A 21,734-nucleotide genomic window follows, 5' to 3' on the forward strand; every position below is an offset into this window, starting at 1 on the left:
GCGGACTAGCGGATTATCGGTCCGACGCTCTGAGCTACTGAGCTAAGAGGGAACTGATACATATATAAAGACTTGGCTCCCCCTCCCTGACTCGAACGGGGGACCTGCGGATTAACAGTCCGTCGCTCTAACCAACTGAGCTAAGGGGGAATCGTTTATGGTTGAAAAACTTGGCTCCCCCTCCCCGACTCGAACGGGGGACCTGCGGATTAACAGTCCGTCGCTCTAACCAACTGAGCTAAGGGGGAAGCGTCTTGCCTTTCAACGGGGCGAAATATTAATGACCGAGCCGCAAAGTGTCAACATATAAAAGTCATAAATTGAAAAAAGAGGTTTATTCGTTGTTTTTGTGTTCGATCTGCGTGATTTATAGCTCTATTAAAGCTGTTTTTTTAAGAATTTAAGAATACTAATGCGAGTTTTATTATTGTTGAGTCTTTAAATTGGTTAAATTAAACACGCCATTAAAGCCACTTGTAATTAAAAAACAACTCAAAAACATAAAATTTCATTTTTTACTTTCGGGTATTCTTCGTATTTATTTACTTTTTTATTTTAATTTTCTAAAAATATACCTGCATGAATAGTCATAAAAGTATTTTCCCTCTTAATAGTGATCCAATTTTGATCTATAAATTGAGCAATTATTATCTTCGCTCAAAAATAGAACAATCAATAACTTAACTTTGTATTAAACGTTTTTTATTTACTAACGTATAACTATGTTAAGAAGAAAAATCGGCAAGCTTGCGTTTTCAGTGTGAGTTTATAAAAATGCCACAATTAGCAAATCAACAATTGGTTGGACCTCAGCGAAAATTGCTAGTCTCTCAAGGCCTTTATAAATGCGGCTTTGAATGAGTTATCCACGGTTTCTGTGGATAACTCTGTTTATGAAACTTTAAGAACATCATCGGCACCAATGTTTTAGGGTGCTACAACGATTTCAAGCTTTTAAATCACTATTTTTTATTCATTGTAAAACAGTGGGTTATGTTTTGGTGGCTAATAGATGTAACTCCATGAATGAATTTTTTCGTAACGATAAACCAAGTAGTTGCTTTGTGTAAAAAAGCATCAGATAACACAGGGTGTTTGTAATAAAAGTTATAAAAATGTGTTTTAATTGTTTTTTGGCGTGTTTAGGCTCTATTTTAACAAAAAGATGTAAAAACCAAGTTTTACTATTTTTTAGAATATTTACTTACGTAATTACATCAATTGTAGTGATAAATCCGTGGCTTGAACTGTCTTGATGCTTTAAAATGATTCGTTCAGTAAAAGAGGCCTATTTATTTCATGCGCGCAATTTCAAAATCTCAGACTCGCCCAGATTTACTAAACGATCCTATCTTGCCTACATTAAAGACGATGACCATACCGATGATATTCGGCATGATCACACTAATGATGTTCAATATTGTAGACACCTTTTTTATAAGTTTACTTGGCACCGAACCATTAGCTGCCGTGAGCTTTACATTTCCAGTTACTTTTACCGTTATCAGCTTAGCAATAGGGCTGGGGATCGGTACATCAGCAGTAATAGCGAAAGCGCTCGGCAGTAATAAAATTGATGAAGCACGTTTTGATGCCAGTATTTCTTTAATGGTTGGTGTGGTTTTGGTTATTGTGTTGTCATCTGTTGGATATTTACTGATTGACCCCATATTTACTTTACTAGGAGCGGGCGCGCAAGTATTGCCGTTAATACATGAATACATGAATGTATGGTTTATCGGTAGCGTATTTTTAATAACCCCAATGATTGGTAATTCGGTACTGCGTGCCAGCGGTGATACCAAAACGCCAAGTATAGTAATGGGCGGAGCCGGGCTGATAAACGCCGTACTTGACCCAATACTGATATTTGGCTTTGGGCCGGTACCCGCGTTAGGAATTCAAGGCGCTGCCATAGCAAGTGTTGTCGCATGGTCGGTCGCTGTGGTTATTATTTTATATATATTAGCGGTTAAAAAACGTTTGTTGAGTCTAAAAGCGGGCAAGCAAACTGTAACTGGCGCTATTCGTAAAATATTAAAAATTGGTTTACCTGCTGCAGGTGCAAACATGCTTACACCCGTTGCAATGGCTGTAATGACCGCCTTAGTAGCGCATCATGGGCCAGAAGCCGTGGCCGCATTTGGAGTAGGAAGCCGGATAGAATCTATTGCAAGTATTTTAGTGCTTGCGCTATCGATGACATTACCGCCATTTGTGAGTCAAAACTTTGGGGCTGGCAAATTATGCCGTGTTAAAGAAGCGTATACCGGCACACTAAAATTTGTGATGGTATGGCAATTTGCCATTTACGTATTACTAATTGCATTTTCAGGTGTAATAAGCCAATTATTTGGTAAAGAACAAGCCGTAATAGATGTAATTAAGCTCTTTATTTATACCATCCCACTAAGCTATGGCTTACAAGGGGTGATCATATTATCAAACTCATCGTTTAATGCTTTACACAAACCAATGAACGCATTGGTACTAAGCGTTATTCGTTTATTCATATTTTATGTACCATTTGCTTATATCGGCAACGAAATAGCCGGATTATTAGGGTTATTTATAGGCGCTGCCATAGGTAATTTATTTACAGCAATAGTGGCATATAAATGGTTTATGAAAAAACTAGAAGCGCTGAGCGGCGAATCGTTACAGGAGTGCAATAATTGAGCGACCATTTTCAGTTAAAATCACATTTCAAACCAGCAGGCGATCAGCCTACCGCCATTAAACAGCTATGCGAAGGGTTAGAAGCGGGGCTTGCACACCAAACGTTATTAGGTGCCACCGGTACAGGTAAAACCTTTACTATGGCCAATATTATTAGCGATTTAAATCGTCCAACAATAATAATGGCGCACAATAAAACATTGGCTGCGCAGCTATACGGCGAGATGAAAGAGTTTTTTCCTAAAAACGCGGTTGAATACTTTGTATCGTATTACGATTACTACCAGCCAGAAGCCTATGTTGTATCTAGCGACACATTTATTGAAAAAGATGCTTCGATAAATGAGCACATAGAGCAAATGCGTTTAAGTGCGACCAAAGCATTGCTTGAGCGTCGCGACACCATTATTGTGGCATCGGTATCGGCTATTTATGGTTTGGGTGACCCTAAATCGTACATGAAAATGATGCTACTTTTAAAAGTGGGCGAAAAAGTCGATCAACGCGACATGCTACGCCGCCTTGCTGAAATACAATATACCCGCAATGATATAGATTTTAGCCGAGGTACATACCGTGTACGTGGCGAAGTAGTTGACATATTCCCAGCAGAATCAGACACTTTTGCTGTACGTGTAGAAATGTTTGATGATGAAATAGAGCGCTTAAGTATTTTTGACCCGCTTACCGGTGCAATTGAAAAGCATATAGTGCGCGCTACTATTTATCCTAAAACGCACTATGTTACCCCGCGTGAAAAGATACTTGGCGCTATCGAAAAAATAAAAGAAGAACTAAAAGAGCGACGCGCCCAGTTACTCAGTGCAAACAAGTTAGTAGAAGAGCAACGTGTAGCACAGCGAACGCAATACGATATAGAAATGATGACCGAGCTTGGTTATTGCTCGGGTATAGAAAACTACAGCCGCTATTTATCTGGGCGTACGCCAGGCGATCCGCCGCCAACATTGCTTGATTACCTACCTGATGACGCATTAATGATTATTGATGAATCGCACGTAACCGTATCGCAAATTGGCGCCATGTATAAAGGCGACAGAAGCCGTAAAGAAAACCTTGTTGAGTATGGTTTTAGAATGCCCTCAGCAATGGATAATAGGCCACTGCGTTTTGAAGAATTTGAAGCCATAGCACCACAAACTATTTATGTATCGGCAACGCCTGGCGACTTTGAGTTAGAGCGCTGCGCGGGCGAAATAGCAGAGCAAGTAATTCGCCCAACAGGGCTGCTCGACCCACTTATAGAAGTACGTCCTGTGGGCGATCAGGTTGATGATTTACTCTCAGAAATATACAAAAGTGTGGAGAAGGGCGAACGCGTACTGGTAACTACACTTACTAAACGTATGTCTGAGGATTTAACAGACTACCTAAGCGAGCATAATGTAAAAGTACGTTACTTACATTCAGACATTGATACCGTTGAGCGCGTTGAAATAATTCGTGACTTACGAGCTGGCGTGTTTGATGTGTTAGTGGGCATTAACTTACTGCGAGAAGGCCTTGATATGCCAGAGGTGGCACTTGTTGCCATACTTGATGCTGACAAAGAGGGCTTTTTACGCTCAGCTCGCTCGCTGATACAAACCATTGGCCGTGCTGCGCGTCATTTAGATGGCCGCGCTATTTTATATGGTGACAGAATTACAAAATCAATGGCAAAAGCCATGGACGAAACAGCACGCAGGCGCGAAATTCAGCATGCATACAACGTTCAGCACGGTATAGAGCCTCATGCTCTGGCTAAAAAAATACTTGATGTAATGGATGTAGGCGAGGAAGCGGCTCCTAAAGACAACCTTAAACTTATACGTAAAGAGTCTAAAAAGGTTCTTAGTGCGAAAGAAATTGCCGTGCAAATTAAGCAGCTTGAAACCAAAATGCATGCATACGCAAGCGACCTAGAATTCGAAAAAGCGGGCTCTGTTCGCGATGAAATACATGAACTACAACAACAGTTGATTAATTAAAAATGACAGCAAACTTTACACCTCTTATTACTGCGCTTGAAGACGCACCAATTTTAAAAAATGAACTGTGTCGTGTTTTTCATGGCCGAGGCCACAGTGTCGAAGCATTAAGCCATGTTAATTTAGACTTTTACCCGCCCAGTTTATTTTTGGTTTCGTACGATGAAATTGACGAGCAAACACTAAGCGAGCTCACCAATGTTGTGTGGCAGTGGGCACAAGAAAACCAGCCAGAGCTTATTACGTCACTTGTGTACCAGCAACGTGCTGGCGTACAAAGCCAAAACACCGTGGTTTATGGGCAATTACCTAACCCACATGTTGTAACCGAAAATGGCATTCGCTTTTTGGTTGATTTACAGAGCCGCCAAAATACCGGAATATTTCCCGATATGCGCAGCGGCCGTGAATTTGTAATGGCTAACAGCAAGCATGGCAAAGTGCTTAATTTGTTTTCATATACGTGTGGGTTTTCGCTTGCCGCCATGCAAGGCGGGGCAGATCATGTGATGAACATGGATATGAGCAAAGGCGTGCTAAAAGTCGGCAAGCAAAACCATCAGCTAAATGGTTTTGAGCGCGGCGTAAGTTTTTTACCTCACGATATTTTAAAATCGTTTGGAAAACTAAAAAAAGCAGCCCCGTTTGATTTAATAATAGTTGATCCGCCAAGCTTTCAAAAAGGCAGCTTTATATTAACTAAAGACTATCAAAAAGTGCTGCGCAGGTTGCCAGAGCTACTTTGCGATACCACACAATTACTATTGTGTGCTAATAGCCCAGAGCTTAGCGAAGATGCATTTAAAGCATTAATAAACGAGAACACCCAAGGCGCAATTGAATTTGTTGAGCGCCTAGCCCCCACCGAGCGTTTTATTGAAGTAGACAGCGACAAAAGTTTAAAAGCGCTTGTCTATAAAACGTCACAAACACCTGCTTAAATGAAGCTCAGTAAACGCCTAACTGCCATTGATAAATTAATTTCGCAGCATCACGATATTATTTGGGATTGTTGCTGCGACCATGGTTATTTAGGCATGGCGCTATTAAAACGCGCAGCTGCAAACCACGTTATTTTTGTAGATATAGTCGCCACTTTAATGAACGACCTAGAAGCGCAATTATCATCTATTAATAAATTACAAAAAACCTGTGATAAAAATCCGCAGTGGCAGGTCTTATGTCAGGATGTAGGCAAAATAGAAATTACTCAAAGTAAAAGCCAAGTAGTTGTAATAGCAGGTGTTGGCGGTGAGCTGTTGTTAAGTTTAGTACAACAAATTATTGCTAATAACGCAGTGGAGCATTTAAATAATGTTCGGTTTATTTTATGCCCAGTGCATCACACTTATAAGTTGCGAGTGGGTTTAAAACAACTCGGTTTAGGGCTTATAAGTGAACAAATAGTCTACGACAACAAACGTTTTTATGAAGTGATTGAAGTGAGCTTTAGTACCAATAATGAGATTAGCCATACCGGCAACAAAATGTGGGACTTTGCTAGTACAGAGCACGCTATGTACCAACGACAACTCATAAATCATTATAATAAAATGCTCAATAAAGATAAGCCATACTATCAAAAAGTTATAACAGACTATCAAGAACTCACCGATAGTTAAAAAAGCCTGAAAGTAGGGCGTACATGTGATCTAATTACGACATTGACGACGTAATGTGTTCATAGTTTATATCGCACTACGCGAGTTTATTTGGTTTATTTATGTCAGATAACAAGAGTCACATTAATCATTTGCTTAGCAATGAGCAAAAATGGCAACACAGTTACGAGCAACCTATTTCTTATGCACCCCTGGTGCAATTGGCTAATAGTAATTGGGTGGTGCCACAGCATTTTTTACGTTACAAGCACACGCTTCAAAGCGTAAACGAAGTACTTGAGAGTATTGAGTTTTCGGCTCACTTTAGAGTGCTCGCTGCACAAAAAGGTGAAGAAATTTACCTGCAAGTAGCAGTGCTGAGCCCTGATAACTACCAAAAAAGCGCATCTACTAATGAAGCCAAATCTAAAAAACTATTATTTGGCAGACGTTGGATAGTAGAGGAAAACTTACCTACTTCAGAGCTTATTCAAAGCGCATTTTTAGCGTTAAAAGTAGCGCGTGAACATGAAGTAAGAGAGCTTTTTCAGTTAATGCAAAGCGGCGCAACAAGCACGCCATTTAACAATCACCACGACTTACCTGTAATGGCGCAAAACCCTGAACTTGTTAAAAGCGAAGCGGTTACAAGTAACGTTGATGAAGTGCTTAAACGTATTGTATTTGCAGGAAAAAGTATTGAGCTGAAAAGTCAGCAGCAAGTAGCCGAGCAACATTTATATACTGTTGAACTGTTGTGTGAGGATTGCCAGCTTAGCGAGTTTAATAAAAAAACAATTGCGTTTTTAACAGCAGACTCATCCGCTAATAGTTTTTTACACGGCTTAATTGCGGCATTGGTGGCCATAAGTAATGACTACGTAAACGAGCAGTTTAAATACAAAGGTTTTGCCCGTTTTAGCAAGCACGTAGTGGTTGAACAAATAGGTAACCTAAGTATCGCTATGCGCTCGCCAAGTACCGTAGGGCTTTGCTCTATGGGTAAGCAACATGCTAATCAGTTAAATTTTGAGATAGACAGTGGGCGAGCACCACAGGGCTGCGGGCAAGCTATTGGTGGGTTTTTAGCTGCTCACGGCATTGAGCAGCCAGAAAATGCGCATTTATATCCAAATTACTTATAAAAACTTAAAGTTTATTAATTTCATCTTTAACGTTAAAGCTTGAATCAGTAACAATAGCCTCAAGTGTTTGTACACGCTCTTTTAATGCAAGCACTTGTGCGTTTGTTTCAGCTAGTTGTTTATGGGCATCGCTGTTGTTGTTTTGCATTTTATGCTTAAATTCAAGATGCTTTTTATACATATCGTAAACTACTCCTGAGCCAACCGAAATTAGCACAATAAGTACAATCATCGTAGTTCCAGACATAACCTCATTCCTTATCATTTTATTATTCGTTTATGGTTAAAGTATAACCTTTAAGCGCTTTTGATAAAGCTGACAATTGTAACTTAATTTGTATACTTTATTTAATTCAGCTTTGAGCGTGTTCATCATTTATACACTTTAGATATTGTTTAATGGCTAGGGCGTGTTAATCTTTGTTGATTGAAATTTGTTCAATCTAGGGGCGATTAAATCGCGGCGCGAGGTTTGTAACCTATTGGGCTAAGTAAAAACCGAGCAACAAAGAGTTAATTGTCCCCTAGAAAGAACCCAAAGGGCAGCGCATGTTTGGTCTTTATGCTGCGTTATCGCCTATTTATGGGGGATAGCCACACTACATAGGATCTGCCTTGCCTAATAACCAAACATACTGCTGTAAATTCAATCACCAAAGAACAACACGCCCTAATCACCATATAATAAACATACTTTAGCCAATACAGTGAGTTGCCATGTTAAATAATAAAATTCCACCGGTTATCGTTGTGCTGTTTTTTGCAGGCATAATGGCGCTTATTGCGCATTACAGTGTTATTGATTTCACCGCATTTATTACCTACCTAGCAGCAAGTTTGGTCATTATTGGGTGTGTTTTTTGTATTGCAGGTGTGGCGAGCTTTAAAATAGCAAACACCACAGTAAATCCTAATAAACCTGAGCAAGCGTCAAAACTTATTACGAGCGGCATTTATAAAATTTCGCGTAACCCAATGTATGTGGGTTTTGCATTTATTTTAGCAGGGTGGGGTGTTTGGTTAAGTTCCTTGTGGGCGCTTTTATGTATTATCGGGTTTATTGCGTATTTAACATTTTTTCAAATAATACCCGAGGAGCGTGCGCTCACTAAATTATTTGGTGAAGAGTTTACCGCCTATAAAGCGCGCGTAAAACGCTGGCTGTAATCAATACCATTGACTTAAAACCTGACAAACAAAAAAGGCTATCGATGATAGCCTTTTTTGTTTGCAGCAATTGTATTACTAATTAATTGCGGCTTATTCGTATTCTAACGGGTCTGTAATGTTATTTAGTGCAAATGCTTCAAGGCGCTCTTGGCACGCGCCACATTTACCACAGGCCTTTTCACGGCCGTTATAACAGGTCCACGTTTGGCTGTAATCTAAACCCATTTCAATACCGTCGGTTAAAATACCAATTTTAGTATTATTTAAATACGGGCTAAAAATTTCTACCGCGTCGTAGTTCGCAATACGACACACATCATCCATTTTTTGCACAAATTCAGGACGGCAATCAGGGTAAATAGCATGATCCCCAGAATGAGCGCCGTAATAAACTTGGCTAGCTTTAAGTGATACCGCGTAACCAACAGCAAGCGAGAGCAAAATCATATTACGATTAGGTACAATCGTACTTTTCATGCTTTCTTCTTCGTAATGGCCTTCAGGTACGTCAATATCATCAGTAAGTGATGAGCCACCAATAAGTTGGTTAATCGCCGAAATATCAACAATTTTATGTGGAACGTTTAATTTTTCACACACACTTGCCGCTACTTTAAGCTCTTTTACATGACGCTGACCATAGTCAAATGAAAGGGCATATACATCATGGCCTTGTTGCAGGGCTTTATTTAATACGGTAAATGAGTCCATACCGCCGGAATAAATAACAACTACTTTTTGCGTCATATCTGTTTTGCTCTTAGTTTTAATAGAGGTTTATATCAGGGCGCGATATACTACACGGCCGCAGCTTAAATAACAATTTTTGCACAGCGCTTTTTGGTTTTTTAATAGTAGCAATTTGGCTGCTAGGTAGTAAGTGAGATCTCTTTTGTACAAAATTAATGAAGTGTTTGAAACCATTCAAGGTGAAGCTAGCTTTACTGGCACACCCTCAATATTTTTACGTCTGCAAGGTTGCCCTGTAGGCTGCTCTTGGTGCGACACCAAGCAAACGTGGGATGTTGATAATGTATATAAAGTATCGCTGGATGAAACCGTAGAAAAAAAAGCCGACTCAGATCATTGGGCTAACGCCAGTGCAGAGCAAATTTTAGCTTTGTTTCAATCACGTGGTTACACCGCAAAGCATGTTGTAATTACTGGCGGCGAGCCATGCATGTTTGATTTAAATCCAGTATGTAACTTATTACATGAACACGGTTTTAGCACACAAATAGAAACCAGCGGCACGTTTGAAATACTCGCCCCAGAGCAAACATGGGTAACGGTATCGCCAAAAATCAATATGCGCGGCGGTTATGAAGTACTCACCAGCGCTATGAAGCGTGCCAATGAAATTAAACACCCCGTTGCCATGCAAAAGCATGTAGAAGAGTTAGAAGAATTATTTGCTAAAACAGGCGTTAACCCTAAGCTTGTTTATTTGCAGCCAATTAGCCAAAAAGTATCAGCAACAAAATTAGCAATCGACACCTGTATTGCCAAAAACTGGCGCCTATCAATACAAGTACATAAGTATTTAGGAATTAGTTAAAGCCAGCTTAAAGTTATATTACGTATGTTGGGTAGAGCGAAGCTAAACCCAACAAATCTCCACTTCCGCACCATTTTCTAATAACGTTTTATAATATTTAAATACGTAGGTCGGATAAGCGAAGTACCATCCGACAACCCTAAAACTCATATCTTCTTCGCTAATAGCCATAACTAGTTTACTATGCGCGACTTAAAAATATTCTACTACTTACCACTAGGCTTATATGTCCGCAAACGCGCTTTACACCGACCTTTCTGATTACTACGACTTAATGTGTGCAGATATTAATTATCAAGCCCAAAGCAATTCTATTCACAGGCTGCACCAAATTTTTGGTAATGGCGCAAACACCCATCTCGATTTAGCATGTGGCACCGGCCCGCATGTACGCCACTTTATTGATAACGGTTATAAAAGTAGTGGGCTTGATTTAAACCAGCCAATGCTAGATAAAGCAAAAACTCGCTGCCCAGAAGCGCAATTTTCGTTGCAAAACATGAGTGAATTTAAGGTAACCGAGCACTTGGATTTAATTACCTGCTTTTTGTATTCAATCCATTACTGCGACGGCATTAATAAGTTAAAAGAATGCCTTGCCAGCGTACACAGCGCATTAAACGTAGGTGGAATATTTTGTTTTAACACGGTTGATAAAAACAAAATCGACAGCGATTCATTTGTAGAGCACACAGCAACAAGCGAAAATAGCTTCTTCACATTTCGTTCTGGCTGGCACTATAGTGGCAGCGGCAGTAAACAGTTATTAAAACTCAGCATAGAAAAAACCACCGCAGATAAAACACTCGTATGGCACGACGAGCACCCAATGGTGGCTTTTAGTTATACCGAGCTTAAAGAAGCCTTAAAACCTTACTTCGAAATCCATATATTTGAACATGACTACGACAAAATAACCCCATGGGCAGAGCGCTCAGGCAACGCCATTTTCGTCTGCGTAAAAATTTAAGTTAAACACGTACGTTGGGTAGAGCGTAGCGAAACCCAACGAGCTCCATACCCACGGCCAATACCCACACCCAATAACCCCGCATTATATATTTGAAAACGTAGGTCGGATAAGCGAAGCGCCATCCGACACAGTAGCTTGTTTAAGTTTCGGCGAATATAAACAGCTAATTAATTATGATGTATGAAGTCAAGATTTGACCCCTATGGCTGTTATAAGTTTCGGCGAATATAAACAGCTAATTAATTATGATGTATGAAGTCAAGATTTGACCCCTATGGCTGTTATTGACTGCCTATTTATCCCTCCCTCGATCATGCTTTCACTTAACAAAAATTCTTAATAACTAGCATAAAAAAAGCGTTGCCCTTGAACAACGCTTTTCTGTATTTGTCTAATAGCTGGTAGCTAACTTACTCAGCCGCTAGCTTACTCTGCAGCAAGATTATTCCGCCGCTAAGTAATCCAAAACCACTTGATGGTGATCTTTAGTTTTAAACTTATCAAACAAGTGTTTAATTTTACCGTCTTGGCCTACTAAAAATGTTAGGCGGTGAATACCATCGTACTCTTTACCCATAAACTTTTTGTAGCCCCATATACCAAATGCTTCAGCAATGGCGTGATCTTCATCGGCTAATAAATCAAAGTTAAGCTCTTTTTTAGTTTCAAAGTTTTTAAGGCGCTTAATTGGATCTGGGCTAATACCGACAACGCGGGTGTTAAATTTAGCAAGCTGTGCTTGCTCATCGCGTAGGTTTTCGGCTTGTACAGTACAGCCTGGCGTTGACGCTTTAGGGTAAAAGTACACAAGCACTTGTTGCTCTTTTAACAGCTCGCTTAATGTTACTGTTTCGTCGTTTTGGTTTTGTAGGCTAAAAGCGGGTGCAGTATCGCCAGCTTGTAATGGACTAATTGTGTTCATGTTTAGCATCCTTAACGAATTCGTTTAAAAATATAATCTACGTTTAGTGTGTGAGAAAGGCTCTCAAAACTAATTTTAAATTGATCTATATCTACATCAACAGGTATGTTGAATTCAAGTTCACAACGCATTTTAATGTTGTCTTCTTGGGAATAAGTGTCTGACTTAAGTGAGCAAATACTAATATTATTGTCGGCAAAAAAGCGCGTTACTTTGCTCAATGTACCAGGGGTGTCTATGCCTGTATATTCTAGTGTGTAACCTGCACAAAACTCGCTAGGAGTATGACTTGCTGTGCGCTTCATCATGGTTAGCAGGCCAAGTTCCATGGCTTTAGTGGGCAGTACGTGTTCTATGCGGCTTATTGCCGACATGTCCCCGCTAAGTAGCATTATAAAGGTAAATTCGCAGCCTAAAATAGCAATACGGCTGTCAATAATGTTGCAGTGGCAATCGCTAACCAGTTGGGTTAGTTCACTTACTATACCGGGTCTGTCTTCGCCAATCGCTGTTAAAACAATTTGATGATTTGAAAATGCAGTCATGAGTTCAAATACCTTGTTACTTGGATTATATCAACCGAGTTGGCAACACCAAAAATACACACGAGAAGTTGCACGGCGGCGAAGTTTAACACAAAAAGGGCTCTAAACTACAGCACACGCTAATTAAGCGCTTTTAAAGTGCGGTGTTTCTTGTTTTTACTGGCACGGGAAAGTACCATAGCTAAAATTTGCTTATTTGCGCTTAGTTGCTTACTAAGTTGAAGTGCTGAACTTTATTGCATTTAGGCAGCCAAATAATAAATGTAAAGTTAATATTGATTTTACACTGAACCAAATCGGTATTACCCACTCATATATTTGTTAAAACAATTAAAGGGTATGCTAAGGAGAAATATCTGTGCAGTATTGGATCCCAAAAGCACTTGCAGTAAGTGTATTGGTAAGTTTATCAGGGTGTAGTGTATTTATTAATAAGGCACATGACGAGCGTAACTATCGTACGCATGAGCCTGTAAAAGCACCAGCGTCGTTATCTCAACCAGCTCAAGACCCAGTTTATAAAATGGATGTAGGTCAATACGACAACAATCCTGAAGCTACAAATTACCGCCCACCGGCACAAGTATTAACAATTGCTAAAGGCAGTTGGGTAGAAGAGACAGATAAACAAGCGCGTATTTATTTTGATAAAAACGATGGCATTGCTGATTTAGATGAATTTCTTTGGGACACGATTAAATCTGTCCTAGCTGATAATAATGCAGGAACTACTAAAGAAGATAAGCTACTTGGTATTATTGAAACTGATTGGTACTCAATTATTAAAACCGAAGAAGGTTTTTGGTGGTGGGGCGATGAAGTTAACGATGATTTAGAAAAGTTTAGATTCACTATTGAAGAAAAGTCACATCAACGTACTGCGTCTTTACGTGTAGAGCTGATTGATTTTAAAGGTGATAAAACGTTAACAGACTTACTCAAGCAGCAGCTAGAAGTACGTGCGCTTAACCAAGTAGTGAGCGAGTTTGATTACCGTTACCGTCAACTTGAAGTTGATATGCGTAAACGCCAAGGTATTATTTCTCTTGAAATGGGCTTTGATAATAAAGGTAATGCAGCGCTTGTAACTGAGCAATCTTACGACGCTGTGTTTGACCGTTTCTCTGGGTTTTTAGAGCGCTTGTCGTTCTCTATTGTTGAAATTAACCCAGATACGGGCTTAATTACTGCAGATTATACTAAACCAGAAACAAGCGTTTGGGATTCAATTTGGGGTGATGACGTAGCTCAACTACCTATTGATGAAGGCCAATACCAAATTTTAGTAAGCAAAACTAAAGAAGGCGGTACTAGCTTAACGTGGATGGATGATAAAGGCGAAACGCTTGAGCCAGGTACTATGAATGGTTTACAACAAGCATTAGAAGCAGCACTCATTCAGCGCGGCATTAAAATTTAAATAATAATAAGTTTTACCACAAAAAGAGCGCTATGCTCTTTTTGTGGTTTTTATAGGTTAAACAATATGTCTCAGCTACCTGAACGTTCACACTATACGTGGCGCACTTGGTTTACTTTTTTGGTTCCTTCGTTAATTGGTGTGTTTTTATTTATGACACCCATTAGTACTTCGCAAGGGATGACCATTCCTATTGCAGTTATGGCAAAAGCGGTTCAAGCAATGATGCTTGGCTCTGCTCAAGCAATTATTACCCTCATTATTTGTATTACAGGGGTTATTTCTGTAATTACTAAAGTGTTTAAACCCGCCGCTATATGTAACTCACCTTTGTTAAAGCATTTATTTGATGTGAGCTGGACATGGCTGGTGGTACGCTTATTTGGTATGGCGTTTGGTTTAATGACGTACTTAAGCCTAGGCAGCGAGATGATTACCTCGGCCAATACTGGCGCGCTGGTATTAAATGACTTATTGCCTGTGTTGTTTTCGGTATTTATTTTAGCGGGCTTATTACTGCCGCTATTAATTAACTTTGGTCTATTAGAGCTTGCTGGTACGTTAATGACCAAAGTAATGCGCCCTGTATTTGGTGTACCAGGCAGAAGCGCGGTAGACTGTACTGCGTCGTGGTTAGGTGATGGCAGTGTGGGTATTTTGATGACTGCAAGGCAGTACGATCAAAAGCATTATACACAACGCGAAGCGGCTATTATTGGTACTACGTTTTCAGCGGTTTCAATTACATTTAGTTTAGTGGTGCTTGGGCAAGTTAAACTTGAATACCTATTTGCACCGTTTTACGCAACGGTATGTTTAGCCGGTATTGTTGCCGCTATTATTGTGCCGCGATTACCGCCACTGCGCTTTAAAAAAGACTTACTCATTGATGGCACTGAGCCAGATAGAGACGCTGAAACAATTCCGGGTCATAAAACTTTATTTGGCCATTCGTTAGATGTTGCACTAGCTAAAGCAGATAACTCAACGGGTGTTAAAGGCACTATAAAAGAGGGCGTACATAATGCGCTTGATATGGTGTTTGGTGTGTTACCTGTAGTAATGGCGGTAGGCACATTTGCACTGATCATTGCTGAGCATACGCCTATATTTCAGTATTTAGGTATGCCGTTTGTGCCATTTTTAGAGCTATTGCAAGTACCCGAAGCAGCCGCTGCGTCGCAAACTATTATGGTTGGTTTTGCTGATATGTTTATTCCGTCAATATTAGCAGCAGGGACTATTGAAAGTGATGTAACGCGCTTTATTATTGCCGCAATGAGTGTAACTCAGCTTATTTATATGTCTGAGGTAGGTGCACTTTTACTTGGCAGTAAAATACCGGTAAATATTTTAGAGCTATTTATTATATTTATTTTGCGAACGCTAATTACTTTACCTGTTATTGCGCTAATGGCGCATTGGCTAGTAGGCTAAATTAGCAAAAATATATTTAGCGAGTTGGTATTATTGAAAAAGCCCTGATTGATCAGGGCTTTTTTGTGTCTGTTGTATTTTTTATATTGGCGTTGGGCTTTATAAACTCCTGTTTTGCAGAGAGTCTAATCAGCGCAATATTACCAATGATAATGGCAAGAACAACAGCGACAATAATTACAATATGCCAAGTTTGCATCGCAGTATCACCTAAACTTTAGTACGTTTAAGTGTGACCGCTTTGCACTATAACAGCAATTGATTTACTCAAAAATACAATCAATAACGTTAAAAACGTCTCGCTACCGAAAGCGTTAAAAAGTTAAGACCAGGGTTTGGCTCTTTAAAGCCTGCGTTTGAATAGTGAATAACGCGAAGGGCAACATTGGTGTGGCCAAAATCGGCTACAAGCCCTATGCGGTCTTCAAACTGGTAGTGAGTACTTATGTTTTTACCGGCAAACTGCGTTTCATCAATCAGTGATACACCAATACCTGCTTCTACATAAAATGGGGTGTTGTTAAAACTAAAAGCAGGAAATTGCAGTACAGGTGACATAGCAAGTACTAGGTTTGATTGTGTTTCATCGCCGTGGCGGTATTCCCACATGTTTACGCTGGTTTCAAAGTAAAAGCGTGCATCACCAATAAGGTTTTGCATACCAGGTGCATGATACTGATACGCAAGCTTAACGCCGTTTACGTTACCTTCGCCTTTGAGAAAGTCAACGGCATAACCGTGGTCCGATTGAGCAAAAGCAAGCTTGCCAAAAAGTGAAACTACTAATACAAAAGAGATAATAAGTGTTTTAAGTGACGTTTTCATAGGTGCCAAATGTTCGTTTGATTTAAGTTGATAACTAAATGATAAGGGCGGCCTGTTAACAATTACAATGAGGACAAAATGCCGGTTGTATATGAGCTGTTAATGGAGTTTTCTAACTGCTTGAATTTATTTTATTTATTTGATTGGTGCTAATTGGGCATTAATAAGTTGCTTATTTGTGCCTTTTTTATTGCGTATGGTTCGCGTAAATTACAGCCATCTTAATCACACAGACATATACAATTATGAAACTCTTTAAACTATTCGTTTTAGCCACTGCTTTTTTTAGCAGTTCGTTATTTGCACAAGCTCAGCAATCACCAGATCAGTTACTTGAATCGGTAGCCGACAAGCTTTTTGCAGATATTGGCCAAGTAAACTCAAAAGGTACAGCCAGCAAAGACGCGATGGCTGCCATTGTTGAAAAACGTTTAATGCCACATATTGACGTTAAGTTTGTGTCGTTTAAATTATTAGGTAAACACATTAAAGGTATTGAGCGCGAGCAAGCTGTTCAATTTATAGATGCAGTAGAGCATTACTTAACAGGCACTTACGCCGGTGCACTAATGAAGTACACGGGTCAAAAAGTAGTATTTGAGCGTAATAACGCAAAAAGTGACTCTGAATACGCAACAGTTAATACGCAAATTATTGAGCCAAATGCGCCTACTATCGACTTAAGCTTTAAGCTTCGTTTAGGTAAAAACAATGAGTGGAAAGTATACGATATTGTTGCTGAAGGCATTTCACTATTAAGTGCTAAACAAAAAGAGATTATTCAACGCATTTCTGATGTGGGTTTAGAGCAAGTTATTAGCGAGTTAAAAAGTAAATAGACTATTTGTCTGGATCTGATTAAGCCCAACTCCAACCTCAAAAACGGCCAATTACTTATGTACTTGGCCGTTTTTATATTTTTGCTAAGGACAATACCAATCCACAGTAATACTTAATCATTTAGAACAACTAAATAACGAAATTTTTGCCTTGCTATCACACGGTTTTTTACCTCAAAATAAATCACTTAATTAAGCGAATTGGTATAATCCTAAAGGATTGTTGTTATTGCGTAATTTTGCGCTAGCAGCAAAACAAAGGTGTGCTAGAATATCGGCACTTTGATTAAGCGTGGTGTCAGCTTAAAACTGATATAACTTACCACCCCCAAGCCACACTGGAGTTGTGTTGTTTTAATGGAAAATGTACTGATTTGGCCAAAGGAATACCCATTACTTATTAAAGGACTGGTAGAACAAAACGGTGCCTTTATTTTAGATGCTTTGGAAGCTTGGCCTGCTTGTCGTTCTACAAATGAAGACGATGGTGTATGCACCACCGTGCTGCCACCTATTTATTATTTGGCATGGCTAACCCCGCTGGAGCCATTTGAAGAATGTTACTTTCAACATATCTCTGAATATGACGAAGACGCACAAGCGTATATTAGTGCGGTTAAAAGCCATTACTACGATAATGAATACACCCCTGAAAGCTTAGTGCTTATGCTGTGCCAGCGCCTTGAAAAATACGCAAGCGTGGCTGCACAAAATACCATAGATACGCCACTGTCTTTAGTCGATTTATTTTTTAGTAAACGCTACTTCACCTTAATTGAGCATGCGTTAAATAATAAAAGTAAACTCTCGGCAAAGGACACATTAGCGCTTTGGAAGGAAGTTGATTTTAGAGAGCGCCTAAGTGCGTTTATTCCAGAGTCTATTGCTGACTTGGATACCCTTTGTGAACTTGCCAGCGAAAAAGTAGCTGCGGGTAAAGACTATTTTACGCTGCTTACGCAGGTTTCTCCTGATGTTGACTCTGTTGTACTGCTAGAAAAAGCTTTGCTTACTCATTTACGTAAAAAAACAGCCAAGCAAACAATGGCAATGCGTTTTATTGAGCAAGGCGCTACTGGTGTACTTGCTGATGAAAACAATAAAACAGCCTTTATGTGGGCCGCCGAAAAAGGCTTTGTAAATGTGATCGAAACACTACTTGCAAAGCAAGACAAAAAAGCGACAGATAACTTTGGTAATACTGCACTTCATTATGCTGTGTTTGCTAAAAATGAGTCGTTAATGGTGCTGCTTATTAAAGCCGGATACGATTTTAGGGCACGTAATAAAGAAGGTTTAAGCTGTTACCGTTTAGCGGTGAGTATTAAAGCTAATAACTTAGTTAAATGTTTAGAGCGTGACTTTGGTATTAAAGAACTTTCGCCAGAAGGGCAGTTCGATCGCATTAAAAAAGTGCATGTGCTACATGCTATTGTGACTATATTGCTGCCTTTACAGTTGTTTTTCTTTTTTGATGAAACCCTCTCAATTAAAAGTGAGCTGACGCTGGGTTTAACTATGACTGCAGTGATTTGTTTTTTCTTTGCGACCACTTTAAAACGCTGTGCGCTATATCCACATATTAAACACCCTTGGGGTTTGTTTGTGCTTAGAGGCTTTTCGTTTATTAGCTTAATTGCTCAAATAGGGTTGGCGAGTATTGTGGTGCTAGCTGCCTTGAGCGATTTAGTTTAGCTAGTTTTAAACAATTAATAAAAAACGCGCTTAAAGTAATTTAAGGGCGTTTTTTTGTATATAGCGTTTATGGTTAAGCCTTATTTACCGTGCTCATTTGCTGCTTTTTCTTCAGCTAATTCTTCTTTAAGCTTACGGATTTTTAAACCTTGTTCTTGTCCGCGGTGTCTTGCGTAGTAAGTACAACCAATAAACATTGAAGAGGCAAACACAAGCTCTAACAACACCCAAATTAATTCATCTGGTGCTGCCCACAGCATGGTAAGACCGTGGATAAAATAAAGCATTACAATAAAGTTAGCCCACGCATAGGTGTATGTGTTGTCTTGAATTATGCCTCTTAGCGGCAGCAGTAAAGGAATGATAGGAAAAAACAATGACACCCAACTAGTATTACCGTCTAGAGGGGGTACAAAATACATCCACAAAGGAATCAGAATAAGTAAACCAACATAGCCAAATAGTGCTGCACGTTGAAATTTTACCGTAATCGGCTTTTTAGCTGGACTGTCAGCTGTAGTCATTTAAGTTTTCTCGCAATGTGAGTAAGGCGTTTACCAACGCTTTGGCATATTTTAATTTCGTCTTTGCTTAGCTGTGCACTATTAGCGCTGCCAGCGACGTGTGTTGCACCGTATGGTGTTCCGCCAGTTTGTGTTGCAAGTAGTTCGGGCACATCGTATGGCACACCCATAAGCACCATGCCGTGGTGTAATAGTGGCAAAGATAAGTTAAGTAAGGTTGCTTCATTTCCACCATGCATACTACTTGATGACGAAAATACACACGCTGGCTTATCGATTAATTGGCCTTTTAGCCACAAGTCGCTGGTGGTTTCCCAAAAGCTTTTTGCTTGAGAGGCCATCATGCCAAATCGAGTTGGTGTACCAAATGCTAAACCATCGCAATTTATTAAATCATCTTTGGTGATCACAATATCGTGCGCATTTTTAGCCACAAAGGTGCGAAGTAGTGCACTAGCACCTTGTTGCTCTATCGACTCTGCTATCTCGTGAGCCATCGCTTCAACTGAGCCATGGCTTGAGTGATAAAGCACCACTATGGTTGCACTCATTATAAAACGCTTAGTACGTTTTCTGGTGGACGACCAATCGCTGCTTTATTGTTATTAACTACGATAGGGCGTTCAATCAATTTTGGGTATTTAACCATAGCGTTAATAAGTGCGTCCTCATTTGTTTCATCTTTCAAATTAAGCGCTTTGTAGTCATCTTCTTTTGTGCGCATCATTTCACGTACGGATGAAAAACCAAGTTGGATTACAAGCGTTGAAATTTGCTCGTGAGTAAGAGGGGTTTTTAAATACTCTACAACACTTGGCTCTATCGCTTTACTTTGCAGTAGCGCTAGCGTTTCGCGTGATTTAGAACAACGTGGGTTGTGGTAAATAGTAACAGACATAAAATGATTCCAAAGTGTGAATTGCGTCTATTTTAGGGTAAGCGCTTGCAGACTTAAAGTCTTGCAAGCTCTTTTTGTAAAAGTCGATACTGGGTAAGTAGTGCTTTTAAACGTTGTTGCTTTACAAGTTCGGTTGGCTCTACGAAGTTAAGTGCTTTTTGTACTTCGTCTGCGGCTTTTAAATAAGCACCGTATTGAGCCAATACATCGGCGTTCGCTTCGTGATATGAGGCTAATTTATCTTGTTTTTTATACGCATCAGCAAGAAGTTGCTTGCCTAGGTTATGATCTGGCTTTTCGAGTAAAAAACTCTTCAAAATATTTTCGGCTAGTTCATATTGCTCAGCTTCAAGTGCTGCGTTGGCATAGTTGAGCGTAATTACCTGATTATTAGGGCGATACTGATTTAAATCGGCTAAAAATTTTACGGCTTCATCTGCCTTTTTTTGCGCGATGAGTAAATCGGTATGGGTATCTATATAAAATAGGTTTTTAGGATCGTTTTTTAAAAGCTCGTCTAGTATTGGGGCTGCTTCATCAAGCTTTTTTTGATCAAGTAAGCTAATAGCTAAACCGTACTTTAAAGCGGTGTTATCGTAGCTATTTTCGCGTAGTCGTTTTCTAAATAGGTCTTCGGCGTTTTCTGGTTTGTTGTCGTAGCGCGCAAGCACGCGGCTTTTAGCTAAATTAAACTCAAGACTGGCACTCATATGACGCACAGGAAATTGCTCTGCACGCAAACGCACATCTGATACTCGGCTCTCTGGTAATGGGTGAGTAAGTAAAAACGCAGGTGGTTTATATTTATAACGAATTTGCGCGGCAAGTTTAGTTAAAAATTCGCTCGATGCACGTGCATCAAAGCCTGCATTGTTAAGCGTTTGCATGCCTATGCGGTCAGCTTCTTGCTCGGCTGAGCGACTATGCGTTAACTGACTAAAAGCAGATTGTGTTTGGCTGGCAGATATAATCGCAATACCCGCATCTGGTGCAACAACGGTTGCTAATATTCCGGCTATCATACCGGCAATAGTCAGCGCGCTGTTATCTTGTTGTTGCTGTATTCTTCGCGCTAAGTGGCGCTGTGTTACGTGAGCTATTTCGTGGCCAAGCACTGAGGCAAACTGGCTCTCGTTATCGGCTTGAGCTATTAACCCTGTATGCACGCCTACATGGCCGCCATAAAAGGCAAAGGCATTTATTTCTGAGTTATTTATCCAAAAAAACGAAAACGGAAAGCGCACGTCATTAGCATTAGCAACGAGTTTACGGCCAATAGTTGTGAGGTATTCATCAAGCACTGGGTCATTTATTACTGGTGATGAGCCTCGTATTTGCATCATCATTACTTCGCCAATGGCTTGTTCTTTTTCGAGTGGCAGTGCTTGTAATGCAGATGTTCCTAAATCAGGAAGCGTAAAGTTAGTTTGCGCTTTTAAAGGTTCGCTTATTAATAAGCTAAACGTAAGCGCAGCACTGCATAAAGTGATAAATGCTGATTTTAGCTGCATT

Annotated in this window: 22 protein-coding genes and 2 tRNA genes; 12 read left to right on the top strand and 12 right to left on the bottom strand. The window is 39.8% G+C overall.

From position 1 onward, the window contains the following. Positions 1-73 precede the first annotated feature (73 nt). A tRNA-Asn gene (locus H5157_RS18895) sits at positions 74-150 on the bottom strand. A gap of 21 nt (positions 151-171) precedes the next feature. Beyond that, positions 172-248, bottom strand: a tRNA-Asn gene (locus tag H5157_RS18900). A gap of 1,051 nt (positions 249-1,299) precedes the next feature. Between H5157_RS18900 and H5157_RS18905 the strand changes: the two genes are divergently transcribed. From H5157_RS18905 to H5157_RS18925, 5 genes are all read left to right on the top strand, one after another. Next, a complete protein-coding gene (locus tag H5157_RS18905) occupies positions 1,300-2,679 on the top strand; it encodes an MATE family efflux transporter (protein WP_138489356.1) in 1,380 nt (459 codons plus the stop codon). Continuing rightward, positions 2,676-4,670, top strand: coding sequence for an excinuclease ABC subunit UvrB (gene uvrB / locus H5157_RS18910; protein ID WP_182725283.1), 1,995 nt, complete (start codon positions 2,676-2,678; stop codon positions 4,668-4,670). Before H5157_RS18905 ends, uvrB begins: the two co-directional genes overlap by 4 nt. A gap of 2 nt (positions 4,671-4,672) precedes the next feature. Next, positions 4,673-5,611: a class I SAM-dependent methyltransferase gene (locus tag H5157_RS18915; RefSeq protein WP_182725284.1), complete on the top strand. Its 939-nt coding sequence runs from the start codon at positions 4,673-4,675 to the stop codon at positions 5,609-5,611. Beyond that, on the top strand, positions 5,612-6,292 hold the full coding sequence (locus tag H5157_RS18920) for a tRNA (adenine(22)-N(1))-methyltransferase TrmK (RefSeq protein ID WP_182712194.1): 681 nt from the start codon (positions 5,612-5,614) through the stop codon (positions 6,290-6,292). A 101-nt stretch (positions 6,293-6,393) separates the two neighbouring features. Beyond that, positions 6,394-7,416, top strand: coding sequence for a hypothetical protein (locus H5157_RS18925; protein WP_182725285.1), 1,023 nt, complete (start codon positions 6,394-6,396; stop codon positions 7,414-7,416). A 4-nt stretch (positions 7,417-7,420) separates the two neighbouring features. On the opposite strand, the gene H5157_RS18930 is transcribed toward H5157_RS18925, so the two are convergent. Next, the gene (locus H5157_RS18930; protein WP_010553668.1) at positions 7,421-7,663 is read right to left on the bottom strand and encodes a hypothetical protein; all 243 of its coding nucleotides are present in this window, start codon (positions 7,661-7,663) and stop codon (positions 7,421-7,423) included. A 470-nt stretch (positions 7,664-8,133) separates the two neighbouring features. On the opposite strand from H5157_RS18930, the gene H5157_RS18935 reads away from it, so the two are divergent. Continuing rightward, positions 8,134-8,583, top strand: coding sequence for an isoprenylcysteine carboxylmethyltransferase family protein (locus H5157_RS18935; RefSeq protein WP_007378935.1), 450 nt, complete (start codon positions 8,134-8,136; stop codon positions 8,581-8,583). A gap of 93 nt (positions 8,584-8,676) precedes the next feature. Here the strand turns inward: H5157_RS18935 and queC are convergent, their stop codons facing one another. After that, positions 8,677-9,333 (bottom strand): 7-cyano-7-deazaguanine synthase QueC, encoded by a 657-nt coding sequence (gene queC / locus H5157_RS18940; RefSeq protein WP_002960416.1) that lies wholly within the window; start codon positions 9,331-9,333, stop codon positions 8,677-8,679. Positions 9,334-9,478: 145 nt separating this feature from the next. On the opposite strand from queC, the gene queE reads away from it, so the two are divergent. Continuing rightward, on the top strand, positions 9,479-10,144 hold the full coding sequence (gene queE / locus H5157_RS18945; protein WP_024591014.1) for a 7-carboxy-7-deazaguanine synthase QueE: 666 nt from the start codon (positions 9,479-9,481) through the stop codon (positions 10,142-10,144). A gap of 226 nt (positions 10,145-10,370) precedes the next feature. After that, the gene (locus H5157_RS18950) at positions 10,371-11,114 is read left to right on the top strand and encodes a class I SAM-dependent methyltransferase (protein ID WP_024604945.1); all 744 of its coding nucleotides are present in this window, start codon (positions 10,371-10,373) and stop codon (positions 11,112-11,114) included. Positions 11,115-11,559: 445 nt separating this feature from the next. Here H5157_RS18950 and bcp read toward each other — a convergent pair whose 3' ends face one another. After that, on the bottom strand, positions 11,560-12,039 hold the full coding sequence (gene bcp / locus H5157_RS18955) for a thioredoxin-dependent thiol peroxidase (RefSeq protein WP_182712191.1): 480 nt from the start codon (positions 12,037-12,039) through the stop codon (positions 11,560-11,562). A gap of 11 nt (positions 12,040-12,050) precedes the next feature. After that, entirely contained in the window at positions 12,051-12,584 is a 534-nt protein-coding gene (locus H5157_RS18960; RefSeq protein ID WP_007583906.1) for a glycine cleavage system protein R, read from the bottom strand. 358 nt (positions 12,585-12,942) lie between these two features. On the opposite strand from H5157_RS18960, the gene bamC reads away from it, so the two are divergent. Together bamC and H5157_RS18970 are read left to right on the top strand one after the other, a co-directional pair. Then, positions 12,943-14,004 carry an outer membrane protein assembly factor BamC gene (gene bamC / locus H5157_RS18965; RefSeq protein WP_039487313.1) on the top strand — a complete coding sequence of 354 codons (1,062 nt, stop codon included), beginning with the start codon at positions 12,943-12,945 and terminating at the stop codon, positions 14,002-14,004. A 66-nt stretch (positions 14,005-14,070) separates the two neighbouring features. Then, on the top strand, positions 14,071-15,441 hold the full coding sequence (locus tag H5157_RS18970) for a YjiH family protein (protein ID WP_138489349.1): 1,371 nt from the start codon (positions 14,071-14,073) through the stop codon (positions 15,439-15,441). Positions 15,442-15,493: 52 nt separating this feature from the next. On the opposite strand, the gene H5157_RS18975 is transcribed toward H5157_RS18970, so the two are convergent. After that, positions 15,494-15,640: a DUF2897 family protein gene (locus H5157_RS18975; RefSeq protein WP_138489348.1), complete on the bottom strand. Its 147-nt coding sequence runs from the start codon at positions 15,638-15,640 to the stop codon at positions 15,494-15,496. Positions 15,641-15,729: 89 nt separating this feature from the next. After that, complete coding sequence (locus H5157_RS18980; protein WP_182672816.1) at positions 15,730-16,266, bottom strand: acyloxyacyl hydrolase; 537 nt, start codon at positions 16,264-16,266, stop codon at positions 15,730-15,732. A 245-nt stretch (positions 16,267-16,511) separates the two neighbouring features. Here H5157_RS18980 and H5157_RS18985 point away from each other — a divergent pair, with 245 nt between their 5' ends. Together H5157_RS18985 and H5157_RS18990 are read left to right on the top strand one after the other, a co-directional pair. Then, on the top strand, positions 16,512-17,105 hold the full coding sequence (locus tag H5157_RS18985) for a phospholipid-binding protein MlaC (protein ID WP_024595677.1): 594 nt from the start codon (positions 16,512-16,514) through the stop codon (positions 17,103-17,105). A gap of 357 nt (positions 17,106-17,462) precedes the next feature. After that, a complete protein-coding gene (locus H5157_RS18990; protein WP_182725286.1) occupies positions 17,463-18,800 on the top strand; it encodes an ankyrin repeat domain-containing protein in 1,338 nt (445 codons plus the stop codon). A gap of 80 nt (positions 18,801-18,880) precedes the next feature. Here H5157_RS18990 and H5157_RS18995 read toward each other — a convergent pair whose 3' ends face one another. From H5157_RS18995 to H5157_RS19010, 4 genes are read right to left on the bottom strand one after another with little or no spacing between them, the layout of a single operon-like run. Next, positions 18,881-19,324: a DUF2069 domain-containing protein gene (locus H5157_RS18995; RefSeq protein WP_024595679.1), complete on the bottom strand. Its 444-nt coding sequence runs from the start codon at positions 19,322-19,324 to the stop codon at positions 18,881-18,883. Further along, on the bottom strand, positions 19,321-19,875 hold the full coding sequence (wrbA, locus tag H5157_RS19000) for an NAD(P)H:quinone oxidoreductase (RefSeq protein ID WP_024595680.1): 555 nt from the start codon (positions 19,873-19,875) through the stop codon (positions 19,321-19,323). The genes H5157_RS18995 and wrbA overlap by 4 nt, the downstream gene beginning before the upstream one ends. Further along, positions 19,875-20,222: an arsenate reductase (glutaredoxin) gene (arsC, locus tag H5157_RS19005; RefSeq protein WP_024595681.1), complete on the bottom strand. Its 348-nt coding sequence runs from the start codon at positions 20,220-20,222 to the stop codon at positions 19,875-19,877. The genes wrbA and arsC overlap by 1 nt, the downstream gene beginning before the upstream one ends. Before the next feature lie 53 nt (positions 20,223-20,275). Next, positions 20,276-21,733, bottom strand: a complete 1,458-nt coding sequence (locus H5157_RS19010; protein WP_039487326.1) for a M48 family metalloprotease — start codon at positions 21,731-21,733, stop codon at positions 20,276-20,278. Position 21,734: the final 1 nt, after the last annotated feature.

The sequence above is a fragment of the Pseudoalteromonas sp. SG43-3 genome, from assembly GCF_014164385.1.
Lineage (GTDB): Bacteria > Pseudomonadota > Gammaproteobacteria > Enterobacterales > Alteromonadaceae > Pseudoalteromonas > Pseudoalteromonas distincta.